This window comes from Microbacterium sp. BH-3-3-3, assembly GCF_001792815.1.
Taxonomy (GTDB): domain Bacteria; phylum Actinomycetota; class Actinomycetes; order Actinomycetales; family Microbacteriaceae; genus Microbacterium.
On the sequence record NZ_CP017674.1, the window covers coordinates 1,758,582 to 1,777,848 of the forward strand.

A 19,267-nucleotide genomic window follows, 5' to 3' on the forward strand; every position below is an offset into this window, starting at 1 on the left:
CGGGCGCGGGCGCGGGCCAAACTCCTGAGAACTGCGGGGTTGGGCCGTCTCCGACCGCTCGGCACCGCGCGCGCAGCCGAAAAGTCAGGAGTTCGGCCCGCGCGACCCGTCAGTGGACGCGGCCGCGACTCTGCGACAGGGTGGATGCCATGCCAGTACTCGCCCTGCTGACCGTCGCCGTCCTGGTGATCGCCCTGATCGACGTCATCACCCGGCGCGACGACCAGGTGAAACACCTGCCGAAGTTCGCGTGGATCTTCTTCATCGTGCTGCTGCCGCTGATCGGCTCGATCCTGTGGTTCGCGCTCGGTCGCGAGTACGAGGCGCGCTCCGCACCGATGTCGTTCGGCGACCCGCGCCGCTGGCAGAAGGACACGCCCGCCCCGGCCGCACCGAGCGCCTCCCGCACCACCGAGCAGCAGATCGCCGACCTCGAGCGCGAGATGCACCTCGCCGACCTCGAGGAGCAGGTGCGCCGCCGCCGCGCCGAGGGCGGCTCCGCGGGCGCCGCCGGCTGACGCGGCGGAGCGGGCCGGGTCGGCCCTCCGACGTCAGTCGGTCGGCCGCCGGCGCATCCGCTTCACGTCGGTGCGGCGCTGCTTGGCCTGCAGGCGGCGCTCCTTCGAGCCCCGCGTCGGCTTCGTCGCGCGGCGGGGAGGGGCGGGCGGCCGCACCGCCTCGGCGAGGATCGCGGCGAGCCGGTCGCGCGCGGCGTCGCGGTTGCGCGCCTGCGCGCGGTGCTCCGACGCCGCGATGGTCAGTACGCCGTCGACGAGGCGGTTCCCCAGGCGGTCCAGGACCCGCTCGCGCTGCGCGCGCGACAGGGCGGTCGAGGCCGCGGCATCCCACATCACCTCCACCCGCGAGTCGGCGGTGTTCACTCCCTGCCCGCCGGGGCCCGACGAGCGCGAGAACCGCCACGACAGCTCGGACGCGGGGATCACGAGCGTCGCCGTGACCGCGACACCGGGACCGTCGGACGCGAGCATGACTCCATCATGCGCCCGGGCTGCTGCGCTGCGCGCGCACGACTCCTGCGCTACCCACCCCACCGCGCGGCCGCGAGCCCCGACACCCCGTTCTGCCGGAGTCGTGCAGCCCCCCGCGTAAGCGCGCCGTATGCGTCCGCCGCGGACCCGTAGGGAAACCGTGAGGACGCCCGGATGCCGAACCCCCCGCCGGTTGTATCGGAACACGTGCCGCCCCGCGGCGCCCGCGGTCCGCCCGCGGTTCTGTTCTCGATCCTGGAGTCGTCGTGCTCGATGCCGTCTTCCTCGCCGCGACCGTCGCGATCTTCGCGCTGGTCGCCCTCGTCGCGAAGGGGGTCGAGAAGCTGGGCCCCGAGGTCCGCGCCTCGTCTCCTCGCCCCACCCCGCCGTCTGCCCCGACAGCCCGCGAGAACAGCGGGGACCGGCCGTGATGTTCTTCACGATCCTCGCCGCCGTGCTCGCGGTCGCCGCCGTCGTCTACCTCGTGGTCGCCCTCGTCCGCCCCGAGAAGTTCTGACATGGACGCCGGAATGATCTGGTCCATCGTGTTGACCAGCCTCACCCTCATCGTCGCCCTGGGACTGGCGTACCGCCCCCTCGGCGACTACATCGCCCGCATCTACACCGGCGCGCGCGACCTCGCCGTCGAGCGGGGCACCTACCGCCTGATCGGCGTGGACCCCCGCAGCGCGCAGACCTGGCAGGCCTACCTGCGCTCGGTGCTGCTGTTCTCGTTCGTGGGCGTCGTCCTCGTCTACGCGATCATGCGGTTGCAGACCGTGCTGCCCTTCTCGCTGGGTCTCGAGGCACCGGGCGAGGCACTGTCGTTCAACACCGCGGCGTCGTTCGTCGCGAACACCAACTGGCAGTCCTACTCGGGCGAGACGACGCTCGGCTACACCGTGCAGTTCGCGGCGTTGACCGTGCAGAACTTCGTGAGCGCCGCCGTGGGCATCGCCGTCGCCGTCGCCCTGGTGCGCGGGTTCGCGTATCGCCGCAGCGGCGTGATCGGCAACTTCTGGGTCGACCTGGTGCGCGGCACGTACCGCCTGCTGCTGCCGTTCTCGATCGTCGCGGCCGTCGTGCTGCTCGCGGGCGGCGTCATCCAGAACCTCAACGGCTTCACCGATGCCACGACCCTCACGGGAGCCGCCCAGTCGATCCCGGGTGGGCCGGTGGCCTCGCAGGAGGCGATCAAGCTCCTCGGCACCAACGGCGGCGGGTTCTTCAACACCAACTCCGCCCACCCGTTCGAGAACCCGACGCCGTGGACGAACCTGTTCGAGATCTTCCTCATGCTGGTGATCCCGTTCTCGCTGCCCCGCGCCTTCGGGCGCATCGTCGGCGACAACCGTCAGGGATACACGATCCTGGGCGTGATGGGGGCGATCTTCGTGGCCTCCACCGCCCTGATGACGTGGGCCGAGCTCGCCGGCGCCGGCACCGCTCCCCAGCTCGCGGGCGGCTCGCTCGAGGGCAAGGAGGTGCGCTTCGGCATCTTCGGTTCGACGCTCTTCTCGTCGACGAGCACGCTGACCTCGACCGGCGCGGTCAACTCGATGCACGACAGCAACACCGCCCTCGGCGGCATGATGCCGATGATCAACATGATGCTCGGCGAGGTCGCCCCCGGCGGCGTCGGCTCGGGGCTCTACGGAATGCTGATCCTCGCCGTGATCGCGGTGTTCGTCGGCGGGCTGCTGATCGGCCGCACCCCCGAGTACCTGGGCAAGAAGATCGGGCCGCGCGAGATCAAGCTCGCGAGCCTGTACATCCTCGTCACGCCCACCCTGGTGCTGGCCGGGACCGCGCTGAGCTTCGGGGTTCCCGGCATCCGGGACGACGTGGAGTCGACCTCGATCCTCAACCCGGGCGTGCACGGTCTGAGCGAAGTGCTCTACGCCTTCACCTCGGCGGCGAACAACAACGGCTCGGCCTTCGCCGGCCTCACCGCCAACACCCCGTGGTTCAACACCGCGCTCGGTGTGGCGATGCTGCTCGGACGCTTCCTGCCGATCGTGTTCGTGCTGGCGCTGGCCGGTGCCCTCGCGGCACAGGATGCCGTGCCCGCCACCGCCGGAACCCTGCCGACGCATCGCCCGCAGTTCGCGGGTCTGCTCGCCGGCGTCGCCGTGATCGTCACGGCGCTCACCTACTTCCCGGTCCTCACTCTCGGACCCCTCGCCGAAGGACTTGCCCGCTGATGTCCACCCTCACCCACGCTCCGGCCCCCGCCGCCGATCCCGAGCAGCCCACCCCGCGGCGTGCGTTCAGCGCCGCCCAGGTCGTCGCCGCCCTTCCGGGGGCGGCCAAGAAGCTCAACCCCGCGGCGCAGTGGCGCAACCCCGTGATGTTCCTCGTCTGGGTGGGCGCGGCTCTGACCACGCTCATCGCTCTCGCCGAGCCGTTCCTCGGAGGCGGCGACACCACGCTCCCCGCCGGTTTCACCTGGGGCATCGCCGTCTGGCTCTGGCTCACCGTGTTCTTCGCGAACATCGCCGAGTCGGTCGCCGAGGGCCGCGGCAAGGCGCAGGCGGCGACGCTGCGCAAGACCCGCACGACCACCTCGGCCCGCCGCGTCGTCTCGTACTCCGCCGAAGACCCCTCGGCATCCGCCGCCGCGACCGAAGACGTCCCCTCGGGCGACCTGCGCCTCGGCGACGTCGTGCTCGTCGAGACGGGCGAGCTCATCCCCGGCGACGGCGACATCGTGCACGGCATCGCCACGGTCGACGAGTCGGCGATCACCGGCGAATCCGCCCCGGTCGTGCGCGAGTCGGGCGGCGACCGCAGCGCCGTCACCGGCGGCACCCGCGTGCTCAGCGACCGCATCGTCGTGAAGATCACCTCGAAGCCCGGTGAGACGTTCGTCGACCGCATGATCGCGCTCGTCGAGGGCGCTTCGCGTCAGCGCACCCCCAACGAGATCGCGCTGAACATCCTGCTCGCGAGCCTGTCGATCGTGTTCGTGATCGTCGTGCTGGTGCTGAACCCCATCGCCTCGTACGCGGCATCCCCCGTCTCGATCCCGGTGCTCGTCGCGCTGCTGGTCTGCCTCATCCCCACGACCATCGGCGCCCTGCTGAGCGCCATCGGCATCGCGGGCATGGACCGCCTGGTGCAGCGCAACGTGCTCGCCATGTCGGGCCGCGCCGTCGAGGCCGCGGGCGACGTCACCACCCTGCTGCTCGACAAGACCGGCACCATCACCTACGGCAACCGTCGCGCGTCGGCGTTCGTCGCCCTGACGGGCGTCGGCGGGCCGGAGCTCGCGGAGTACGCCTCGCTGTCGTCGCAGGCCGACCCCACGCCCGAGGGCGTGTCGGTCGTCGAGCTGGCGGCAGCCCAGGGGATCGTCGCCGACCTGCCCCGGGGTGCGGAACCCGTGCCCTTCACGGCGCAGACCCGCATGAGCGGCCTCGACCTGGTCGACGGCACGCAGGTGCGCAAGGGCGCCGCGTCCGCCGTCGCGGCCTGGCTCGCGGCATCCGGAGCCCCCGTCGCCGAGGCGTTGCGCGCGAAGCTGCAGAGCGAGACCGACGCCATCTCGCAGTCGGGCGGAACGCCGCTGGTCGTCGCGACGCTCTCGTCGGGCGTCGGCCGCGTGCTCGGCGTCATCCACCTCAAGGACGTCGTCAAGGACGGGCTGCGCGAGCGGTTCGGCGAGCTGCGGGCCATGGGCATCCGCACCGTGATGATCACGGGCGACAACCCCCTCACCGCCAAGGCGATCGCCGCCGAGGCCGGGGTCGACGACTTCCTCGCCGAGGCCACGCCCGAAGACAAGCTCGCGCTCATCCAGCGCGAGCAGCAGGGGGGCAACCTCGTCGCGATGACCGGCGACGGCACGAACGACGCCCCGGCGCTGGCTCAGGCCGACGTGGGCGTCGCGATGAACACGGGCACTTCGGCCGCGAAGGAGGCCGGCAACATGGTCGACCTCGACAGCGACCCGACCAAGCTCATCGACATCGTGCGCATCGGCAAGCAGCTGCTCATCACGCGCGGCGCGCTGACGACGTTCTCGCTCGCCAACGACATCGCGAAGTACTTCGCGATCATCCCGGCGATGTTCATGGGCGTGTTCCCGGGCCTCGCGGTGCTGAACGTCATGCAGCTGTCGTCGCCGGCCTCGGCCGTGCTCAGCGCGATCATCTTCAACGCCGTGGTCATCATCGTGCTCATCCCCCTGGCGCTGCGCGGAGTGAAATACCGCGCGGCCAGCGCCTCGAGCATCCTCAGCCGCAACCTGCTCGTGTACGGGCTCGGCGGCGTCCTCGTCCCCTTCGTCGGCATCAAGCTCATCGACCTCGTCGTGAGCCTGCTCCCCGGTTTCTGAAAGGCCCCGTCATGCGCACCACCCTGCGGACCACCGGCGTCGCCGTCCGCGCGATGCTCGTCTTCACCGCCGTCCTCGGCGTCGGCTACATGCTGCTCATCACCGCGATCGGCCAGGTCGCCCTGCCGTTCGCGGCGAACGGGTCGCTCATCCGCTCGGCCGACGGGACCGTCCACGGCTCGCAGCTGGTCGGCCAGTCGTTCCAGGATTCCGACGGCACCGCCCTGCCGCAGTACTTCCAGTCGCGTCCCTCGGCCGCGGACTACGATTCCGCGGCCTCGACGGGGTCGAACCTCGGGCCGGAGAACAGCGACCTCATCGCCTCGATCCAGGACCACCAGGCGGCGTTCGACGACCTGAACGGTGCCGGCACGATCCCCGCCGACGCGGTGACCGCCTCGGGCTCGGGACTGGACCCCGACATCTCGGTCGCGAACGCGCAGCGCCAGGTGGAGCGGGTCGCCGAGGCCCGTGGCATCCCGGCATCGGAGGTGTCGACCCTCGTCGCGGAGCACACCCTGCCCCGCGATCTCGAATACCTCGGCGACCCGCGCGTCAACGTCGTCGAGCTCAATCGCGCGCTCGACGCCCGATGAGCGACGAGAATCGCTGACATGGCTCTCGTCGTGGTCCCCGCCGTCGCGCTCCGTGCGCGACGGCGGGTTCGCGTGCGTCGCCCGTCGGGGCAACCCCGGTCGAGTGTCCGGAACACGCCGCTGGCCGCGCGCGGACGCGGCGTGCCGTGGACACTCGACGGGGTATCGGCGCCGCGCGACCGGGCGGTCCCGACCACGGGGTCGGGCATCTCGAGCGACCGACGCCACGGGAGCGCCTCGTGAGGCGCGGGCATCTGCGCGTGCTGCTCGGGGCCGCGCCCGGCGTCGGCAAGACCTACGAGATGCTCGAAGAGGGGCGTCGGCTCGCCGCCGAGGGCCGCGACGTCGTCATCGCGATCGTCGAGACGCACGGCCGCGCCGCCACCGCCGCGCAGGCCGAGGGCCTCGAGATGCTGCCCCGCCGCGCCGTCGAGCACCGCGGGGTGGCGCTCGACGAGATGGACCTGGATGCCGTCCTCGACCGGCGCCCCGCGCTGGCCTTGGTCGACGAGCTCGCGCACACCAACGCCCCGGGCTCGCGCCACGACAAGCGCTGGCTCGACGTCGACGCGCTGCTGTCGGCCGGGATCGACGTCATCACCACGCTGAACGTGCAGCACATCGCCTCGCTCAACGGCGTGGTCGAGAAGATCACCGGGGTCGTGCAGCGCGAGACGGTCCCGGATGCCGTGGTGCGCGCCGCCGACCAGATCGAGGTCGTCGACCTGGCGCCGCAGTCCCTGCGCGACCGCCTGTCGGCGGGGTCGGTGTACCCCGCCGAGCGCATCGACGCCGCCCTGTCGAACTACTTCCGTCTGGGCAATCTCACGGCGCTCCGCGAACTGGCCCTGCTGTGGCTCGCCGACGAGGTGGACTCGGCCCTGCAGCGCTACCGCGTCGAGCAGGGCATCGAGGGGTCGTGGCAGGCGCGCGAGCGCGTGGTCGTGGCCCTCACCGGCGGCCCCGAGGGCGAGACCCTGCTGCGGCGCGGCGCGCGGATCGCCGCCCGCTCGGCCGGAGGCGAGCTGCTCGCCGTGCACGTGTCGACGCAGGACGGCCTGCGGGCGAGCACGCCCGGCGCCCTCGACGCACAGCGGGCCCTCGTCGAGCAGCTCGGCGGCTCGTACCACCAGGTCGTCGGCGACGACGTCGCCACCGCCCTCGTCGACTTCGCGCGGTCGGTCAATGCCTCGCAGCTCGTGATCGGCGTCAGCCGCCGCGGACGGCTGGGCGCGGCCCTCACCGGTCCCGGCATCGGCGCCACCGTCATCCGCGCCTCCGGCGACATCGATGTGCACATCGTCAACCACGCGCGCGCCGGCGGGCGGTTCGCCCTCCCCCGCCTGACCGGGCCCGCGCTGAGCGCGAAGCGTCGCATCCTGGGGTTCGTCACCGCGCTCGTGGGCGGCCCCCTCATCTCGCTCCTTCTGCTGTCGACCGGTTCCGACGACTCGATCACCACCGACGTGCTGGCGTACCAGCTGCTCGTGGTGATCGTGGCGCTGATCGGCGGCATCTGGCCGGCGGTGTTCGCCGCGGTGCTGTCGGGCGTGACCCTCGACTTCCTCTTCATCGCGCCGCTCTACACCGTCACCATCAGCGATCCCGTGCACGCGATCGCCCTCGTGCTCTACGTGATCATCGCGATGCTGGTGAGCATCGTCGTCGATCAGGCCGCCCGCCGCGCCCGCGCCGCCCGCCGCGCCTCGGCCGAGGCGGAGCTTCTCGCCACGGTCGCCGGCAGCGTGCTGCGGGGTGAGAGCGCGGTTCCCGCCCTGATCAGCCGCGCGCGCGAGGCGTTCGGTCTCGCGGGCGTGCGCCTGATCACCGCCGACGGTCAGGTCATCGCCACCGACGGCGAGCCGGTGCGCGACGGTCGGTCGACCACCGTGCCGGTGGGTGCCGACCGGGCGATGCTCGAGCTGCACGGCCGCGATCTCGACGCGAGCGAGCGCCGACTGCTCGATGTGGTCGTCGCGCAGCTGGCCGCCGCCCTCGAACGCACCGACCTGGCCGAGACCGCCGCCGAAGCCGGTGCCCTCGCCGAGACCGACCAGGTGCGCACGGCTCTGCTCTCGGCCGTCAGCCACGACCTCCGCCGACCCCTGGCGTCGGCCGTCGCGGCCCTCGGGGGGCTTCGCGCCGCCGGCGACCACCTCTCCGACAGCGACCGCCGCGAGCTGATCGAGACCGCCGACGAGAGCCTGGCGACGCTGTCGCTGCTGGTGACCGACCTGCTCGACGTGAGCCGCGTGCAGGCCGGGGTGCTCGCGGTCTCGCTCGCCCCCGTCGACGCCGCCGACGTCGTGATCGCCGCCCTCGACGAGCTCGGCCTCGGTCCCGACGAGGTGGAGCTCGCGCTCGACCCCGACCTGCCGGCCCTGCGCGCCGACGGCGTGCTGCTGCAGCGCGTGCTCGTGAACGTGCTCGCCAACGCCGATCGCTACTCGCCCGCGGGCACGCGGGTGCGCATCGCCACGAGCCGCCTCAGCGGCACGGCCGAGATCCGCGTGATCGATCACGGACCGGGCATCGCGGCCGAACGGCGCGACGACATGTTCGCGCCCTTCCAGCGCCTCGGCGACACCGACAACACCGCGGGGCTCGGCCTCGGTCTCGCCCTCTCGCGCGGCTTCGCCGAAGGCATGGGCGGCACCCTCACCCCCGAAGACACCCCCGGCGGCGGACTCACGATGGTGATCGCCCTCCCCGTCGAGGGCGGCGACGCGGCCGGTGCCGACCAGAGCGCGGTGGCGGTGGCATCCGCCATCCGAAGGAGGACGCCGTGAAGGTGCTCATCGCCGACGACGACCCGCAGTTGGTGCGCGCCCTGCGCATCACCCTCGCCGCCCACGGGTACGACGTCGTCGCCGCGGCCGACGGCGCCGCGGCCATCACGCTCGCCGCGCAATCGCATCCCGACATCGTGCTGCTCGACCTCGGGATGCCGCACCTCGACGGCGTGCAGGTGATCCAGGCGCTGCGCGGCTGGACGAGCGTGCCGATCATCGTCGTGTCGGGCCGCACCGGTTCGGCCGACAAGGTCGATGCGCTCGACGCCGGCGCCGACGACTACGTGACCAAACCGTTCCAGATCGACGAGCTGCTCGCCCGGCTGCGGGTGCACGCCCGGCGGGTCACGCCGGCCTCGGGCGAGGCGATCGTGCGCTTCGGCGCGGTCGAGGTCGACCTGGCCGCGAAGGCCGTGCTGCGCGACGGCACCCGCGTGCACCTGACTCCGACCGAGTGGCGCATGCTGGAGTTCCTCGTCCGCAACCCAGGCTCGCTCGTCACCCGGCAGACGCTGCTGAAAGAGATCTGGGCCAGCGAACAGGTCGCCGACAGCGGCTACCTGCGGCTGTACATGTCGCAGCTGCGCAAGAAGCTCGAGGCCGATCCCTCGGCGCCCGTGCACCTGCTGACGGAGCAGGGGATGGGGTACCGGCTGGTGCTGTGAGGCCGGTGCGCCGCGCACGGCGCCGGCAGGATCCGCGCGCACCCGTCCCACCGGCGCCGAGAGCGCGAGGGTGCAGGAGCCGTGCCGCCGTGGCGTCGCTCAGGCCTCCCCCACCGCCGCACGCCGCAGCCACTCCTCCACGCCCGACACGTGGGCGCTCGCGAGCACCGACGCCCGCTCGACGTCATGCGCCGCGAGGGCCTCGACGAGGGCCCGGTGCTCCACGAGCGTCCGCTCCACGGCCCCGTCCTGCGTCAGACCGCGCCAGACCCGCGCGCGTACGGTGTGCGCCGACAGCGACTCGATGAGACCCGCCAGGTACCGGTTTCCCGAGCACGCCGCGATGAGGCGATGCAGGCGCACGTCGTGGTCGACGAGGTCGTCGAGCGAGGTGGCGGTTCCCACCGCGTCGACCTCGGCCTCGAGGGCGGCGATCTGGTCGGCATCCACCCGTTGGGCCGCCAGCCCGGCGGCGTGCGACTCGAGGATGCGGCGCACCGCGAACAGCTCGAGCACCGAGCGATCGTTGTGCAGGTCCAGTCCGAACGAGATCGCCTCCAGCAGCAGCGCCGGTTCGAGACTCGTGACGTACGTGCCGTCGCCACGCCGCACATCGACCACCCGGATGACCTCGAGCGCCTTCACCGCCTCGCGGAGCGAGTTGCGGGACAGCCCGAGACGCTCGGCCAGGTCCTTCTCGGGCGGCAGGCGGTCGCCGGGTCGGAGCTCGCCGCTGACGATCATGGCCTTGATCTGGTCGATCGCGTCGTCGGTCAAAGACATGTCGCCATGATAGGCCGCAGACATCCGATGACCGGCTCGGCGCGAGCGTACGATCGCTGCGTGCCCCTCCTCGACACGCACCTGCACCTGTGGGATCCCGCCCACCTCTCGTACCCCTGGCTCGACGGGGATCTCGATCGTCGGTTCGGGCCCGAGGAGTACCGGGCGGCCTGGGCGGGCACGTCGGCACCCACGGCATCCGTCTTCGTGCAGGCCGAATGCGATCCGCGTCAGGCATTCGACGAGGTCGCGTGGGTCACGGCCCTCGCCGAGGAGTGCGGGATCCGGGGCATCGTCGCGTACTCCCCGCTCGAGCACGGCGAGCGGGTGGCCGACGACCTCGACCGCCTCGCCGCCACCCCCCTCGTCGTGGGCGTCCGGCGCTCGCTGCAGGACGAGGCCCCGGGCTTCGCGCGGCGTCGCGACGTCGTCGCGGGCGCCCGCCTGCTCGCGGAGAGCGGCCTGCGCTTCGACGCCTGCGTCCGGCCCGCCCAGCTTGCCGACGTCGCCGCGCTGGCCGACGCCGTGCCGGGGCTGGCCATCGTGCTCGATCACCTCGGCAAGCCCGCCGTGGGCAGCGCGTCGCGACCGGTCGACCCGCGTGCATCCGACTGGCATCGCGACCTCGTCGACCTGGCGCGCAGACCGTCGGTGCACGTCAAGCTCTCGGGACTCCCGGCGGAGGCGCGCGGTGCGTGGAGTTCCGCGCAGATCGAACCGTTCCTCGACGTGGCCCTCGAGGCCTTCGGCCCAGAGCGCCTGCTCTACGGCGGCGATTGGCCCGTGTCCGAACGGCAGCACCCGGGCCGGTGGCTCGAGGCGGTCGACGCCTGGGCGCTCGACCGCCTCGGACCCGCGGGGAGGGATGCCGTCCTCGCGGCGAACGGCGAGGGGTTCTACTTCGGGTCGACCGGACGCAGCCGGAGCCCCGAGACACCGCCGTCGACGTCGAGGACCACGCCCGTGGTCGAGGCGGACAGCGGACTGACCAGATAGAGCACCGCGCCGGCGACCTCGTCGGCCGAGACCAGGCGACCGTGCGGCTGCCGCGCCTCGAGGGCTGCGCGCTCGCGCACCGGGTCTGCGGCGGACTCGAGCAGACGGCGCACCCAGGGAGTGTCGGCGGTGCCGGGCGACACCGCGTTCACCCGGATCCCCTCGCGGATGTGGTCGGCCGCCATCGCCCGCGTGAGGGCGGCGACGGCGCCCTTCGACGCGCTGTAGAGCGCGCGCTGGGGAAGACCGGCGCCCGCCGCGATCGAGGCGACATTGCACACGGCCGCGGCCGGGGAACGGCGGAGCGCCGGAAGGGCCGCGGCCGTGACCCGGGCGACGCCCGTGACGTTGATCGACAGCACCCGCGCCCATTCCTCGTCGTCGTTGGCGGCGACGTCGCCCTGGGCGCCGATGGCGGCGTTGTTGACGACGATGTCGATGCCTCCCCACCGCGCTTCGATCGCGGCGACGGCGGCCTCGACGCTGGCGCGGTCCGACACGTCGGCCCGGTAGGCGGCGATGTCCGCCGCGGCGTCTCCGCACTCGGCGGGCACGTCGCGGTCGATGATCGCCACCGACGCCCCCGAGGCGGCGAGCAGTTCGGCGATGGCGGCGCCGATCCCCGAGGCGCCCCCGGTGACGATGGCGCGCAGACCGTCGAGCTGCCCGCGGGCCACGGCGCTCACGACCGGCTCCACGCCGCGAAGCGCTGACGCTGGGCGCCGAGGCCGTCGATCGAGATCTCGACCTCGTCGCCGGGCTGCAGGTAGGGGAAGCGTCCCGACAGGGCGACGCCCTCGGGGGTGCCCGTGAGCACGAGGTCACCCGGCTCCAGCGTCATGAACTGCGAGAGGTGCCACACGATGTGCGCCACCGAGAAGATCATGTCGGCCGTGTTCGAGTCCTGCCGCGGTGCGCCGTTGACGAAGCTGCGGAGCCGGAGGCTTCCCGCATCGAGCTCGTCGGGGGTGACGACCCACGGTCCGGTCGGGGTGAACCCGGGGGCGCACTTGCCCTTCGACCACTGCCCGCCCGACACCTCCAGCTGGAAGGCGCGCTCGGAGAGGTCGTTGACGAGCACGAATCCCGCGATGTGCGCGGCGGCCTCGTCGGGCGAGTCGAGGTAGGACGTCTCTTGCCCGATCACGATGCCGAGTTCGACCTCCCAGTCGGTCTTGACGCCGTCCCGCGGCAGCACGACCTCGTCGTTCGGTCCGGTGACGGTGTTGGGGAGCTTGAGGAAGATGACCGGCTGCTCGGGCGGCAGCGAGCCGGACTCCGCGGCGTGCGCGGCGTAGTTCATCCCGACGCAGACGACCGCACCCGGTCGCGCGATGGGGGCGCCGATCCGCGCGTCGGCGCCGACGGCGAGCTCGGGAAGAGTCCCCTCGGCCAGCGCGCGCGATACGAGGTCGACGGGGTCGGACTCCCAGAAGGCGGCGTCGATGTCGAGCGTCAGGGAACGCAGGTCCCGGTACCGACCGTCGACCACGACCACGGGCACCTCGTGCCCCCGCTCGCCGATGCGTGCGAATCTCATGCGTCCTCCTCGTCTCGGCCGGCGACACACGGCCGGCGTGTGCCAGTATAGACATCGGATGTTTGCTGCCGCTCCGGCCGCACCACCTGCCCGAAGGAGCCCCATGAGCCGTATCGTCGCGCTCGAGACGACCGACGTCCGCTTCCCCACGTCACTGAGCCTCGACGGCTCGGATGCCATGAACCCCGACCCCGACTACTCGGCGGCGTACGTGCGCGTGGTGTCGGACGACGACGAAGGACACGCGTTCGTCTTCACGATCGGTCGGGGCAACGACGTCCAGGTCGCGGCCATCGACGCGCTCGCGCCGTTCCTCGTGGGCCGCGAGCTCGAACCGCTGCTCGACGACATGGGTGCCGTGTGGCGCGAACTCGTCGGCGACTCGCAGCTGCGGTGGCTGGGCCCCGAGAAGGGCGTCATGCACATGGCGATCGGCGCCGTCGTGAACGCCCTGTGGGACATCAAGGCGAAGAGGGCCGGCCTGCCGCTGTGGCGGCTGCTCGCCCGCATGACGCCCGAGCAGATCGTCTCGCTCGTCGACTTCCGCTACCTGACCAATGCGCTCACGCGCGAGGAGGCCCTCGGCATCCTCCGTCGCGCCGAACCCGGACGGCAGGAGCGCGAGGCCCGCCTGCTCGAGGACGGCTACCCGGCCTACACGACCTCGCCGGGCTGGTTGGGGTATTCCGACGACAAGCTCCAGCGCCTGTGCCGCGAAGCGATCGCCGACGGCTTCGGCCAGATCAAGCTCAAGGTGGGGGCCGACCTCGACGACGACGTCCGGCGCCTGCGCCTCGCCCGCGAGACGTGCGGGCCGCACTTCCCGATCGCCATCGACGCCAACCAGCGATGGGAGGTGTCCGAGGCGATCGAGTGGGTGAACGCCCTCGCTCCCTTCGACCCCGCGTGGATCGAGGAGCCCACGAGCCCCGACGACGTCCTCGGCCACGCCGAGATCGCCCGGGGGGTCGCCCCCATCCGCGTGGCCACCGGCGAGCACGCCCAGAACCGCGTGATCTTCAAGCAACTCCTGCAGGCCGGCGCGATCGGGGTCATGCAGATCGACGCGGTGCGCGTCGGCGGGGTCAACGAGAACATCGCGAACCTGCTGCTGGCCGCCAAGTTCGGCGTCCCCGTCTGCCCGCACGCGGGCGGCGTGGGCCTGTGCGAAGCCGTGCAGCACCTGTCGATGTTCGACTACGTCGCCGTCTCGGGTGAGCGCGAGGGGCGCATGATCGAGTACGTGGACCACCTGCACGAGCACTTCACCGTTCCGGTCGTCATCCGCGACGGCGCGTATCTCGCGCCGACGGCTCCCGGCGCGGGCATGGAGATGCTGCCGGCCAGCCGCGAGGCCTACACGTGGACGGGGAGTCATGTCGCCGTCTGACCTTCCCCTCCGCGACGGCGCCACCCTCGCCTACGGCGCGGCGAACGTCGGCAACCTGCACCGCGCCCTCAGCGACGCCGAGGCGCAGGCCGTCCTCGCCGCGGCGTGGGATGCCGGCATCCGGTCCTTCGACACGGCACCCCACTACGGTCTCGGCCTGTCCGAACGGCGCCTCGGGGCATTCCTCCGAGACAAGCCGCGCGAGCAGTTCACCGTGTCGACGAAGGTGGGGCGCCTGCTCCGGCCGAACCCCGCCGGCGACGGCGGGCTCGATCTCGATAACTCCTTCCACGTCCCCACCGACGCGCGGCGGGTGTGGGACTTCTCGGCCACCGGGATCGTCGCCAGCCTCGACGACTCGCTGGAGCGGCTGGGGCTCGACCGCGTCGACGCCCTCTACCTGCACGACCCCGAGAAGCACGATCTGGGCCAGGCGCTGACCGAGGCCCTGCCCGCTCTTGAGGGATTGCGCGCCGAGGGCCGGGTCGACCGCATCGGCGTGGGCTCGATGGATGCCGACGCCCTCGCCGCCGCGGTGCGGGGCGCCGCGCTCGACGAGGTCATGGTCGCCGGCCGCTACACCCTGCTCGAGCAGCCCGCGTCGGCCGAGGTGCTCCCCGCGTGCCGCGAGCGGGGCACGACGATCGTGGCGGCCTCGGTCTTCAACTCCGGCCTTCTCGCGAGCGACACTCCGTCGCGCGACGCCCGGTACGAGTACGGCGGGGTGCCGGATGCCGTGTGGGAGCGGCTCGAGCGGATCCTCGACGTCTGCCGTACGCACGGGGTGTCGCTCCCGGTCGCGGCACTGGCCTTCGTCGCCCGCGAACCGCTCGTGACGACGGTGGTGATCGGCGGAAGCCGCCCCACCCAGCTGCAGCAGAACGCCGAGTCGTGGCGCCAAGTCGTCCCCGAGCAGTTCTGGGACGACCTCGCCCGCGCACGACTGATCCCCTGATCGCTCGACGAACAGAAAGGCCACCCATGCTGTCCGGCATCCATCCCCTGCTGACCGGCGAGATGCTGCTGCATCTCGACCGGATGGGCCACTCCGACGCGGTCGTCGTCGCCGACGCCCACTTCCCCGCCTTCGCCGTCGGCGCGCGGGTCATCGATCTGCCGGGCACCGCATCGCCCGCGGTGCTCGCGGCGATCCGCAGCGTGACCCCCGCCGACGACGCGCCGGCTCTCGATCTCATGCGCTCGGCCGATGGCGCCGTCCTCGACGTGCAGCGGGAGCTCATCGACGCGGCCGCGGTGGGCGCCGAGGGGACGCGCTTCGTGGAGCGCTTCGACTATTACGACCTCGCCCGCGGCGCCTACCTCATCGTGCGCACGGGCGAGACGCGGATCTACGCCAACGCTCTGCTGCGCAAGGGCGTCGTGTCGGCCTGACCCGGGCGCGCGCAGCGAAAGTCGTACGAGGAGGAACACCCATGAACACCCCGGCACATCCCGCCGCGGTCGAGGCCGTCGACCTGCACTGCCACGGCGCGCTCGGGCACTCGTTCGACGACGCAGACCTCGACGGCCTCGCGGCCGCGGTCGCGTTCCATCGCGCGCACGGCACGTCGACGCTGCTGCTCAGCCTGGTGAGCGCGCCGATCGATCGCCTCGAGGAGCGTCTGCGCGAGATCCGCGAGATACTCCCCGCACTCCCGGGAGTCGCGGGCGTGCACCTGGAGGGTCCGTTCCTCGCCGACTCGCGCCGGGGAGCGCACGATCCGCGCGCCCTCGTCGCCCCGACAGCGGAGGCGGTCGATCGTCTACTGTCGGCCGCCGATGGCATCCTGCGTCAGGTCACCATCGCGCCCGAGCTCCCGGGGGCGATGCAGGCCATCGACCGCCTCGTGTCGGCGGGGGTCACCGTCGCGGTGGGACACACGCAGGCCGACCATGACACCGCCGCCGCCGCGTTCGACCGGGGCGCGCGGTTGCTCACGCACGCCTTCAACGCGATGCCGGGTCTGGGCCACCGCGCTCCCGGCCCGGTCGGCGCCGCGCTGGAGCGGGACCATGTCGTTCTGGAGGTGATCGCCGACGGCATCCACGTGCACCCCGTCGTCATCCGCACGATGTTCGCCGCCGCCCCGAGTCGCATCGCGCTCGTGACCGACGCGATGTCGGCGACCGGACTGGGCGACGGCCCGTACCGCCTCGGCGGTCTCGAGGTCGAGGTGGAAGACGGGCGCCCCGTCCTCGCGGGCACCGACACCCTCGCCGGCTCCACCCTGACGATGGAGCGCGCGATCGAGATGGCGACGGCGGCGGGCGTCCCCCTCGACCTTGCTCGCGCCGCGGCCACGACGGTGCCGGCGCGACTGCTCGCGCGAGACTGAACCGTCACCGCGTCGGCGTGTCCTCGTCGTCGGTGCAGGCGCGCCGATCCCGCCGCGATCCGTCGCGCTGACGGTTCCCATGCGGGACGCCGCGCGAACCTCACGCCTCCGGAGCGTGCGAAACTCCGGAGATCCCGCGCGCGGAGCGCCCGATCGGCGGTCGCACTCCCCCCGAGGCCCTGTTTCTCCGGAGTCCGGCCCGGGCCCCGATCGGCGGGCGAGGGGGAAGGCCGGACTGCGGGAGCTCCGGCAGGCCGGGGCGGACGCATCCCCGCGTAGCCTGGAGGGGTGACACTCCCCTTCGACGTCGCCGCCGTGCGTACCGACTTCCCGATCCTCGAGACCGAGATCGACGGCCGGCCCCTCGTGTACCTCGATTCGGGAGCGACCAGCCAGAAACCGCGTGCCGTGCTGGATGCCGAGCGCGCCTTCCTCGAGCGCGCGAACTCCGCCGTGCACCGCGGTGCGCACACGCTCGCGGCCGATGCGACCGAGCTGTTCGAGGACGCCCGTGTCACCGTCGCCGAGTTCGTGGGCGCCGAGCCCGAGCAGCTGGTGTGGACCTCGGGGGCGACGGGCGGCCTGAATCTGATCGCCGGTTCCCTCGGCTACGCGGGGCGCGTGCGCGAGGGCGACGAGATCGTCGTGACCGAGGCGGAGCACCACGCCAACCTCATCCCGTGGCAAGAGCTCGCCGCGCGCACGGGCGCGCGACTGCGCCACATCCCCGTCCTCGACGACGGCATGCTCGACATGCATGCCGCGGCCGACCTCATCGGCGAGCGCACCAAGGTCGTCGCGTTCCCCCACGTCTCGAACGTGCTCGGCATCGTGAACCCCGTCGCGAAGCTCGTCACCCTCGCCCGCGGCGTCGGCGCGCTGACGGTGCTCGACGCGTGCCAGTCGGCTCCGCACCTCGCGCTCGACCTGCCGGCATCCGGAGTCGATCTCGCCGTCTTCTCGGGGCACAAGGTCTACGGCCCCTACGGCATCGGTGCGCTCTGGGGTCGCGACGAGGTACTCGACGCGCTGCCGCCCTTCACCACCGGCGGGTCGATGATCACCACCGTCACACTCGACAAGGCCGAATACCTCCCGCCGCCGCAGCGCTTCGAGGCGGGCACGCAGCCGGTGTCGCAGGCGGTGGCGCTGGCCGCCGCGGTGCGCTGGCTCGGCGAGCACGATCTCGCCGCCGCTCACGCCCACGAGGCGACGCTCGAAGCACGCATGCGCGAGGGACTCCGCTCGATCGACGGCATCCGCCTGCTCGGAGACACGGATGCCGCCGAGCGCATCGCCCTGCAGGCCTTCGCGGTCGACGGCGTGCACGCGCACGACGTGGGCCAGTTCCTCGATTCCCGCGGCGTGGCCGTGCGCGTCGGTCACCACTGCGCACAGCCGCTGCACCGCCGATTCGGCCTGACGGCGTCGGTGCGCGCGAGCGCGGCGATCCACACCACCGCCGCCGAGATCGACACGTTCCTCGATGCCGTCTCGGGCGTTCGCGGCTTCTTCGGCGTCGGCGCGACCACGGCGGGAGCACGTGCATGAGCGGGCTCGAATCGCTGTACCAGGAACTGATCCTCGACCACGCGAAGAACCGTCGCGGCTTCGGCCTCGCCGAACCGGGCGCGCACAGCGCCACGGTGCACCAGCGCAATCCCATCTGCGGCGATGAGATCACGCTCCGCGTCGAGCTGTCCGACGACGGCGAGCGCGTGGCATCCGTCACCTGGGAGGGCGCGGGATGCTCGATCTCGCAGTCGTCGGCGTCGATGCTCGTCGCGCTGCTGCAGGAAGACGGCGGCGACGACGGGATGCCGCGCGCCGACGCCGATGCTCTCATCGCGCAGTTCCGCGAGGCGATGCGCTCGCGCGGCAAGATCCCCCTCGACGAGGAGACGTTCGCCGACGCCGCCGCGCTGTCGGGGGTGTCGAAGTACACCGCGCGCGTGAAGTGCGCGATGCTCGCGTGGGTCGCGCTCGAGGAAGGGCTGCGGCTGGCCTGAGTCGCGCTTCGGGCCGGGACGCCCAGCCCGGCGCAGCGCGGCGCAACCTCAGCGATCCGCCCAACCTCAGTGGCATCCACCCCATCGCCACTGACTTTGCGCAGGTGCCTGAGCGAGCGCGCCGCGCGCCACCACCCCCGGCCGCCGCCGGCCCACCCCGACACAACCTCAGCGATCCCCGCAACCTCAGCGGCATCCACCCCATCGCCACTGACCTTGCGCAGATCCGTGAGCGAGCGCGCCTCGCGCGCCGTCGCGCACGGCCCTGTATCCGCGCCGACAACGGCGCTATCCTGCCCGCAGACCGACGAGAGGTGGATGCCATGGCAGCAGGCGGAGCAGGATTCAGCGACGAAGAACGTACGGCGATGAAACAGCGCGCCGAGGAGCTCAAGGCCACGAAGGGGCTCAAGGGCGCGGCGAAGCTCGAGAAGGAGAACGAGGCCTGCCTCGAGGCGATCGACAACCTCGAGGGCGTCGACCGGGCGATGGCCGAACGCCTCCACGTCATCGTGCTGGAGGAGGCGCCGCACCTGAATCCGAAGACCTTCTACGGCTTCCCGGCCTACGCGAAGGACGGCAAGGTCGTCGTCTTCTATCAACCGGCGTCGAAGTTCAAGACGCGCTACGGCACGGTCAGCTTCGACGACACCGCGCACCTCGACGACGGTCCGATGTGGCCGGTGTCGTTCGCGGTGGTCGAGGTGACAGCCGAGGTCGAGAGGGCCGTTCGCGACGCCGTCCGCCGGGCCTCACCCTCGGAGTAGACGGGTCGCGCGGATGACGCATCGAGTGGCGTCTCGCGCCATCCCTTGACGTTCCGGTCATCGGC

At 72.2% G+C, this 19,267-nt stretch carries 20 protein-coding genes; 16 read left to right on the forward strand and 4 right to left on the reverse strand.

Annotated features, from left to right (window positions below; all coding sequences use genetic code 11):
• Positions 1-149 precede the first annotated feature (149 nt).
• The gene (locus BJP65_RS08080) at positions 150-518 is read left to right on the forward strand and encodes a PLD nuclease N-terminal domain-containing protein (RefSeq protein WP_070408789.1); all 369 of its coding nucleotides are present in this window, start codon (positions 150-152) and stop codon (positions 516-518) included.
• Positions 519-551: 33 nt separating this feature from the next.
• Here the strand turns inward: BJP65_RS08080 and arfB are convergent, their stop codons facing one another.
• Positions 552-989 (reverse strand): alternative ribosome rescue aminoacyl-tRNA hydrolase ArfB, encoded by a 438-nt coding sequence (arfB, locus tag BJP65_RS08085; RefSeq protein ID WP_055935366.1) that lies wholly within the window; start codon positions 987-989, stop codon positions 552-554.
• A 266-nt stretch (positions 990-1,255) separates the two neighbouring features.
• On the opposite strand from arfB, the gene BJP65_RS16535 reads away from it, so the two are divergent.
• The 7 genes from BJP65_RS16535 to BJP65_RS08120 all read left to right on the forward strand — a co-directional run bounded on the left by BJP65_RS16535 (position 1,256) and on the right by BJP65_RS08120 (position 9,381).
• Positions 1,256-1,420, forward strand: coding sequence for a hypothetical protein (locus BJP65_RS16535; protein ID WP_156459319.1), 165 nt, complete (start codon positions 1,256-1,258; stop codon positions 1,418-1,420).
• Complete coding sequence (kdpF, locus tag BJP65_RS16540; protein ID WP_181016022.1) at positions 1,420-1,506, forward strand: K(+)-transporting ATPase subunit F; 87 nt, start codon at positions 1,420-1,422, stop codon at positions 1,504-1,506. The genes BJP65_RS16535 and kdpF overlap by 1 nt, the downstream gene beginning before the upstream one ends.
• A 13-nt stretch (positions 1,507-1,519) precedes the next feature.
• Positions 1,520-3,193 carry a potassium-transporting ATPase subunit KdpA gene (gene kdpA / locus BJP65_RS08095; protein WP_258027435.1) on the forward strand — a complete coding sequence of 558 codons (1,674 nt, stop codon included), beginning with the start codon at positions 1,520-1,522 and terminating at the stop codon, positions 3,191-3,193.
• Positions 3,193-5,328 (forward strand): potassium-transporting ATPase subunit KdpB, encoded by a 2,136-nt coding sequence (kdpB, locus tag BJP65_RS08100; protein ID WP_070408792.1) that lies wholly within the window; start codon positions 3,193-3,195, stop codon positions 5,326-5,328. Before kdpA ends, kdpB begins: the two co-directional genes overlap by 1 nt.
• Positions 5,329-5,339: 11 nt before the next feature.
• Positions 5,340-5,924, forward strand: coding sequence for a potassium-transporting ATPase subunit KdpC (kdpC, locus tag BJP65_RS08105; protein ID WP_070408793.1), 585 nt, complete (start codon positions 5,340-5,342; stop codon positions 5,922-5,924).
• Between the two features lie 239 nt (positions 5,925-6,163).
• The gene (locus tag BJP65_RS08115) at positions 6,164-8,713 is read left to right on the forward strand and encodes a DUF4118 domain-containing protein (protein WP_070408795.1); all 2,550 of its coding nucleotides are present in this window, start codon (positions 6,164-6,166) and stop codon (positions 8,711-8,713) included.
• Positions 8,710-9,381 carry a response regulator gene (locus BJP65_RS08120; protein ID WP_070408796.1) on the forward strand — a complete coding sequence of 224 codons (672 nt, stop codon included), beginning with the start codon at positions 8,710-8,712 and terminating at the stop codon, positions 9,379-9,381. The genes BJP65_RS08115 and BJP65_RS08120 overlap by 4 nt, the downstream gene beginning before the upstream one ends.
• Positions 9,382-9,480: 99 nt before the next feature.
• On the opposite strand, the gene BJP65_RS08125 is transcribed toward BJP65_RS08120, so the two are convergent.
• Entirely contained in the window at positions 9,481-10,164 is a 684-nt protein-coding gene (locus BJP65_RS08125; RefSeq protein WP_070408797.1) for a FadR/GntR family transcriptional regulator, read from the reverse strand.
• Between the two features lie 60 nt (positions 10,165-10,224).
• Between BJP65_RS08125 and BJP65_RS08130 the strand changes: the two genes are divergently transcribed.
• The gene (locus BJP65_RS08130; RefSeq protein ID WP_181015908.1) at positions 10,225-11,160 is read left to right on the forward strand and encodes an amidohydrolase; all 936 of its coding nucleotides are present in this window, start codon (positions 10,225-10,227) and stop codon (positions 11,158-11,160) included.
• Here the strand turns inward: BJP65_RS08130 and BJP65_RS08135 are convergent.
• Both BJP65_RS08135 and BJP65_RS08140 read right to left on the reverse strand, forming a co-directional pair.
• Entirely contained in the window at positions 11,061-11,846 is a 786-nt protein-coding gene (locus BJP65_RS08135; RefSeq protein WP_219811339.1) for an SDR family NAD(P)-dependent oxidoreductase, read from the reverse strand. The two genes, BJP65_RS08130 and BJP65_RS08135, sit on opposite strands and share 100 nt — an antisense overlap.
• The gene (locus tag BJP65_RS08140) at positions 11,843-12,700 is read right to left on the reverse strand and encodes a fumarylacetoacetate hydrolase family protein (RefSeq protein ID WP_070408799.1); all 858 of its coding nucleotides are present in this window, start codon (positions 12,698-12,700) and stop codon (positions 11,843-11,845) included. The genes BJP65_RS08135 and BJP65_RS08140 overlap by 4 nt, the downstream gene beginning before the upstream one ends.
• Positions 12,701-12,803: 103 nt before the next feature.
• On the opposite strand from BJP65_RS08140, the gene BJP65_RS08145 reads away from it, so the two are divergent.
• The 7 genes from BJP65_RS08145 (at position 12,804) to BJP65_RS08175 (ending at position 19,202) form a co-directional block, all read left to right on the forward strand.
• On the forward strand, positions 12,804-14,090 hold the full coding sequence (locus BJP65_RS08145; RefSeq protein WP_070408800.1) for an L-fuconate dehydratase: 1,287 nt from the start codon (positions 12,804-12,806) through the stop codon (positions 14,088-14,090).
• Positions 14,077-15,045 (forward strand): aldo/keto reductase, encoded by a 969-nt coding sequence (locus BJP65_RS08150; RefSeq protein ID WP_070408801.1) that lies wholly within the window; start codon positions 14,077-14,079, stop codon positions 15,043-15,045. The genes BJP65_RS08145 and BJP65_RS08150 overlap by 14 nt, the downstream gene beginning before the upstream one ends.
• Before the next feature lie 26 nt (positions 15,046-15,071).
• On the forward strand, positions 15,072-15,482 hold the full coding sequence (locus BJP65_RS08155; protein ID WP_070408802.1) for an RbsD/FucU family protein: 411 nt from the start codon (positions 15,072-15,074) through the stop codon (positions 15,480-15,482).
• Between the two features lie 41 nt (positions 15,483-15,523).
• The gene (locus BJP65_RS08160) at positions 15,524-16,426 is read left to right on the forward strand and encodes an N-acetylglucosamine-6-phosphate deacetylase (protein ID WP_070408803.1); all 903 of its coding nucleotides are present in this window, start codon (positions 15,524-15,526) and stop codon (positions 16,424-16,426) included.
• A 288-nt stretch (positions 16,427-16,714) separates the two neighbouring features.
• Positions 16,715-17,977 (forward strand): aminotransferase class V-fold PLP-dependent enzyme, encoded by a 1,263-nt coding sequence (locus BJP65_RS08165; protein WP_070408804.1) that lies wholly within the window; start codon positions 16,715-16,717, stop codon positions 17,975-17,977.
• On the forward strand, positions 17,974-18,435 hold the full coding sequence (gene sufU / locus BJP65_RS08170) for a Fe-S cluster assembly sulfur transfer protein SufU (protein ID WP_055832147.1): 462 nt from the start codon (positions 17,974-17,976) through the stop codon (positions 18,433-18,435). The genes BJP65_RS08165 and sufU overlap by 4 nt, the downstream gene beginning before the upstream one ends.
• A gap of 323 nt (positions 18,436-18,758) precedes the next feature.
• Positions 18,759-19,202, forward strand: a complete 444-nt coding sequence (locus tag BJP65_RS08175) for a hypothetical protein (protein ID WP_055832149.1) — start codon at positions 18,759-18,761, stop codon at positions 19,200-19,202.
• The last annotated feature ends 65 nt before the right edge of the window (positions 19,203-19,267 follow it).